The sequence below is a fragment of the Corallococcus sp. CA049B genome, from assembly GCF_003611685.1.
In the GTDB taxonomy this organism is placed as follows: Bacteria; Myxococcota; Myxococcia; order Myxococcales; family Myxococcaceae; genus Corallococcus; species Corallococcus coralloides.
In genome coordinates this window covers 1-5,541 of sequence record NZ_RAWC01000346.1, presented here as the reverse complement: position 1 = coordinate 5,541, position 5,541 = coordinate 1, and the positions used below count along the sequence as shown (strand labels likewise).

Here is a 5,541-nt window from a genome sequence, read left to right as displayed (position 1 = left end):
GGGGCGAACAGCATGGCGCGCGGGGTGTGGGGCTCCGGCTGGAGCGATGGCGCACGCGCTCGCGTGCGGTGCGTCGCGGGAGGCGGGGCGTGAGCCTGGGGGCGAACAGCATGGCGCGCGGGGTGTGGGGCTCCGGCTGGAGCGATGGCGCACGCGCTCGCGTGCGGTGCGTCGCGGGAGGCGGGGCGTGAGCTTCGGTTTTCCCTGGGGGCTGCTGGCGCTGGGCGCGTTGGTGCCGTTGGTCGCGGCGTACTTCCTGCGCCGCCGGCAGAAGCCGGTGGTGGTGAGCGCGTTGTTCCTGTGGCGCACGCCGCGGCCTCGCGCGGAGGGCGGGCCCCGGTGGGAGCGCTTCACGCGTGAGGCGTCTCTGCTGTTGGAGGCGCTCGCCGTGCTGGCCGCCGCGCTGTACCTGGCGGACGTGCGGCTGGGGGAGAGCGCTCGGCGCCGTCACCTGGTGCTCGTCGTGGACGGCAGCCTGTCCATGTCCGCGCGGACTCCGGAGGGCAAGACGGTGCTGGAGCGCGTGCGCACGGAAGCCGCGAAGCGCGTGGAGTCGGAGCGCGCGACGCACGTCACGGTGCTCGCGAGCGGTGTGGCGCCCCGGGTCCTCGCTGGACCGGAAGCCGATGCATCGCGGGCCCTGGGCGCGCTGGAGTCCTTCGAGGCGCGGGGGCCGGACCATGACGTCACGGCTTCGCTCCTGTGGGCGCAGGAGCTGGCTGGCCCGGGCAAGCGCGTGCACTTCTTCACCGACGCGCCGCCCTCCGAGGACACGACCGTACCGCCCTCCGTGCGCTGGACGGCGCTGGGCCACTCCCAGGGCAACGTGGCGGTGGTCTCCGCGCAGCGGCGCGACGAGGGTGGCCGGGCCACGGTGACCCTGCGGGTCGCTCGCTTCGGGGCGGGGCCCTCAGAGATTGAAGCACGCGTGCGCGCGGCACCCGGACCGGGCGCGCGTGAAGGCACCGAACGCACGGAGCGCATCACATTGCCGGAAGAGGGCGCCGCGACCGTGCGCCTCACGTTCCGCGAGGCCGGGGACGTGGAGGTATCACTGCCAGACGACGCGCTGCCCGAGGACGGACATGTGCGCCTGCCTCCGTCTCCCGTGATGCCGGTGGCCGTGGGGCTGACGGAGGGCCTGTCGCCCGCGTCGAGGCAGGCGCTGGAGCGCTTCCTGGCGGTGTCTCCCGATGTGGCGCGCGGCCCTGCTGTTCCCAGCGCGCCGGTGCTGTCCGTCGGCCCCGCTCGCGCGGAGGCCCGTGTGGCGCTGGGCGCGGAAGGACCGCTGCGCACCTTCGTGGGACCGTTCTTCACGGAGAAGGGCAGCACGCTGATGGACGACGTACAGCTTTCGGGCGTGCGGTGGACGGCGGGCGCGAACCCTCCGGGCCGTCCGTTGATGACCGCGGGCGAAGCCGTGCTCGTGTCGGAAGAGGAGGGCGGGCGGCTGCACCTCAACGTGGACCTGGCGCGCTCCAACCTCCAGCGGACCACCGCCTGGCCCGTGTTGCTGGGCAACGTGGTGCGCGAGGCGCGGAGGCTTCGCGAGGGCTTCCCCCGGCGTCAGCTCAACCTGGGCGAAGCGCTCTCCGTGGTGACGGAGGCCGGTGCTCGCTATGCGCTGAAAGGCCCTTCGGGCCGCAAGCCCGTGTTTGGCGCGGGCGCGCTGAGCCTGCCCGCGCCCACCAGCCCCGGCCGTTACGTGCTGGAGCGCGACGGCCGTGAAGTGGACTCGCTGGAGGTGCTGGCGCTGGACGCGCGGGAGTCGGACCTGCGTGGCCGGGGCAGCGCGGACGTGGCCGCGAAGGAAGCGGGCGAGGACTCGGAAGGGAACAGCGGCCATGAGCGCGCCCGCTGGCCCCTGCTGGTGCTGCTGGCCGCGCTGCTGGCGGACTTCTACGTCACGAGGAAGGCATGACCTTCACCCTTCCCCAGGCGTGGCTGCTGCTGTTGCCGCTGGGTCTCTTCCTGTGGCGCTACGGCCGGAGGCCCGGCCCGCCCATGGCGCTGCGGTGGGCGCTGCTGGTGCTCGGCGTGGGCGCGCTGTCCGGACCGGAGCTGCGGCTGGCGAACGCGGGCAGCGACGTGGCCGTGGTGGTGGACCGTTCGCGCTCCATGCCGTTGGACGTGGACCGGGTGGCGCAGGAGCTCATCTCGCTGGTGGAGTCCCAGCGCCGGCCGGGCGACCGCGTGGGCGTCATCACCTTCGGCCGCGAGGCGCGGGTGGAGTCCCCGCTGTCGGAGGTGGGCCGGTTCGGCGGCTTCACGCGGCCGGTGGACGCGGAGGCGTCGGACCTGTCGGCCGCGCTGGACGCGGCGGGCGCGCTCATTCCTCCCGAGCGCACGGGCCGGGTGCTGGTGGTCTCCGACGGCCGGGCCACGGGCGCGGATGCCCGGGGCGCGACGCGGCGGCTTGCGGCGCGAGGCATCGCGGTGGACTACCGGCAGGTGTCCCGGCCGGAGCCCGCGCTGGACGTGGCCGTGGTGTCGCTGGACGTGCCGGCCACCGTCTCCGTGCGCGAGCCGTTCCAGTTCTCCGCCGTGGTGCAGGCGACCTCGGCCGTCACCGGCACCGTGCGCCTGGAGCGCGACGGGAAGGTGCTGGTGAAGGGGCCATATGACTTCAAGCCCGGGCCCAACCTGCTGCCCCTGCGCGACCTGCTGGAGGAGCCGGGGCTCGTGCACTACCGGCTCACGGTGGAGGTGCCCGGAGACGGCGTCCCGGAGAACGACGTGGGCGTGGGCGTGCTGCGCGTGGAGGGGCCGCCGCGCGTGCTGCTGCTCACCGCGCAGCCCTCGGGCACGCTGGCGAAGGCGCTGGCGGCGACGGGTATGGCGCTGGAGGTGAAGGCGCCGTTCCATCTGTCGCTGGAGGCGCTCGACGGGGTGGGCGTGGTGGTGCTGGAGAACGTGGACGCCAACGCGCTGGGCGAGACGGGGTTGAACGCGCTGGCGGACTACGTGGACCAGGCGGGCGGCGGGCTGGTGATGACGGGAGGGCGGTCGAGCTTTGGCGAGGGCGGCTACCGGCGCTCGCCCGTGGAGCCACTGCTGCCTGTGTCGTTGGAGATGCGCGAGGAGCAGCGGCGCGCGTCGGTGGCGATGAGCGTGCTCATGGATTCGAGTTGCTCCATGGGCATGCAGGTGCCGGACGGGCGCACGAAGATGGAGTTGGCCGCGGAGGGCGTCACGGCCGCGCTCACGTTGCTCAACGCGAACGACGAAGCCTCCGTGCACATGGTGGACACGGAGCCGCATGAAATCTTCCCCTTGAGTCCGGTGAGCAAGGGGCTGCCGTTCGACCAGGTGGCGCGAGGCTTCAGTGGCGGTGGCGGCATCTACGTGGGCACGGCCCTGCGCGCGGGCAGCAAGGAGATCCTCCGCAGTGAAAAGCCCACGCGGCACGTGGTGCTGTTCTCGGACGCGGCGGACTCCGAGGAGCCGGGTGACTACCAGGAGACGCTGGCGGCGCTGCGAGCGGCCAACGTGACGGTGTCGGTCATCGGTCTGGGCAAGCCCACGGATCCGGACGCGGACCTGCTGCGCGAGGTGGCCCGGCGCGGCGCCGGGCGCATCTACTTCGCGGAGGACGCCATGAGCCTTCCGCGCATCTTCAGCCAGGAGACGCTCGCGGTGGCGAGGGCGACGTTCGTGGACGAGCCCGCGTCGCTGGAGGCCGCGCCGGACCTGCCGCTGCTGGGGCCACTGCCGACGACGGGCCTGCCGCAGGTGGGCGGCTACAACCTCACCTACCTGAAGCCCGGGGCGAACGTGGCACTGCGCACGTTGGACACGAACGCCGCGCCGGTGCTGGCGCTGTGGCCGCATGGCGCGGGGCGCACGGCGGCGCTCACGGCGGAGGTGGACGGCAGGTACACGGGTGAGTTGCGCGAGTGGAGCGCGCTGCGGGCGACGCTGGAGGCGGTGGTGCGCTGGTCGATGGGGCGGCCGACGCCGAAGGAGGAGGCGGTGGTGCGCTCGGAGCGCCAGGGCAACGTGCTGCGCGTGACGTTGGACCTGCCGCCGGGCGAGCCGATGCCGGGCGCGCTGCCCACGGCGGTGCTGCTGGCGGGAGATGGACGCTCTGGCGTGGAGAGGCCGCTGCACTGGGAGGACGAGGACCGGCTGGTGGTCGAGTACCCGCTGACGGGCAGCGGCACCTGGCATCCGGTGGTGAAGTGGGGCGGACGCGTGTTGAGAGCGCCACCGGTGGCGCTGCCGTACGCGCCGGAGTTCGAGCCGGGCAGCGCGAAGGAGGGGCTCAAGCTGCTGCGAGCGCTGGCGGGGGTGGGCGGAGGCCAGGAGCGGCTGTCGATGACGGGCCTGTTCGCGGAGGCGCCGGAGTCGGAGGGCCGCGTGGCGTTGGCGCCCTGGCTGGTCGCGTTCGCGTTGGCGGCGATGCTGGCGGAGGTCGCGGTGCGCAGGTTCCTCTCCGCGCCGCGAGTGCGGGCGGCGCGGGAAAAGCCCGTGAAGGAAGCCAGCGCACGAGAGCCCAAGGCCGCACCCCGCACGGACGTGAAGCCCTCCGCGACAACGCCCAAACCCGTCCAGGAGGAGCCCGCCGAGCAGAAGCCGGAGCCTCCGAAACCGCCCGCTGGGGTGGACTCCGCACTGGAGGCCGCGCGAGCGCGGGCACGGCGTCGCACGGGGCGCTGAGCCGACGTGCTCGGGCGCGCGAGCACGCGCACGGCACGAGGTCCTCTGTGAGGCACGCTGTCCACAGGAGGAGAAGGGAGAACCCTGCTGGGGCTGCCCGGCAGCGGCGCACCCCACGAACCTGTCCGACAGTCGGACCGGCTTGGAGGACCTCGGCTCGGGGGCTCCTGGTCCACCTGGGCAGCGGAAAACCTGTCCGACAGTCGGACCCGCTCGGCGGGCCTCGGCTCGGGGACACCCGGTCCACCTGGGCAGCGGAAAACCTGTCCGACAGTCGGACCGGCTTGGCAGGCCTCGGCTCGGGTCCCCGGTCTAACTGGGCCGCGAAAACCTGTCCGACAATCGGACCGGCTTGGAGGACCTCGGCTCGGGGCCCCGGCCTGATTGGGCCGCGTAAACCAGTCCGACAGTCGGACCGGCTTGGCAGGCCTCGGCTCGGGTCCCCGGTCTGACTGGGCCGCGAAAACCTGTCCGACAATCGGACCAGTTTGAAGGACCTCGGCAGAGGGCTGCTGGTCCAAATGGGCAGCGGAAAACCTGTCCGACCGGTCGTACAGGTTTGAAGGGCCTCGACCCGGGGCTTTCGGCCACCTGGGCAGCCGGAACCTGTCCGACAGTCGGACCGGTTTGGATGACCTCCGCTCAAGGACTCCCGGTCCGCCTGGGCAGCCGGAACCTGTCCGACAGTCGTGCAGGTTTAGAGGAGCCCGGTCCGGGGGCTGCGGGTCCGCCTGGGCACAGCGGAAACCTGTCCGACTGTCGGACAAGTTTGAGGAGTTCGGTCCGGGAGCTGCGGGTCCACCTGTGCACCGGAAACCTGTCCGACAGTCGTGCAGGTTTGGAACTGTGCGGGGCGGGAGGTGGGCACAATGGGGGGCAGGG

2 protein-coding genes are annotated in these 5,541 nt (G+C 72.8%); both read left to right on the top strand.

What is annotated here, in order from left to right; all coding sequences use genetic code 11:
- The first annotated feature begins 187 nt into the window (after positions 1-187).
- Entirely contained in the window at positions 188-1,921 is a 1,734-nt protein-coding gene (locus D7W82_RS38030) for a BatA and WFA domain-containing protein (protein WP_120622944.1), read from the top strand.
- On the top strand, positions 1,918-4,659 hold the full coding sequence (locus D7W82_RS38025) for a VWA domain-containing protein (protein ID WP_120622943.1): 2,742 nt from the start codon (positions 1,918-1,920) through the stop codon (positions 4,657-4,659). The genes D7W82_RS38030 and D7W82_RS38025 overlap by 4 nt, the downstream gene beginning before the upstream one ends.
- Positions 4,660-5,541 lie beyond the last annotated feature (882 nt).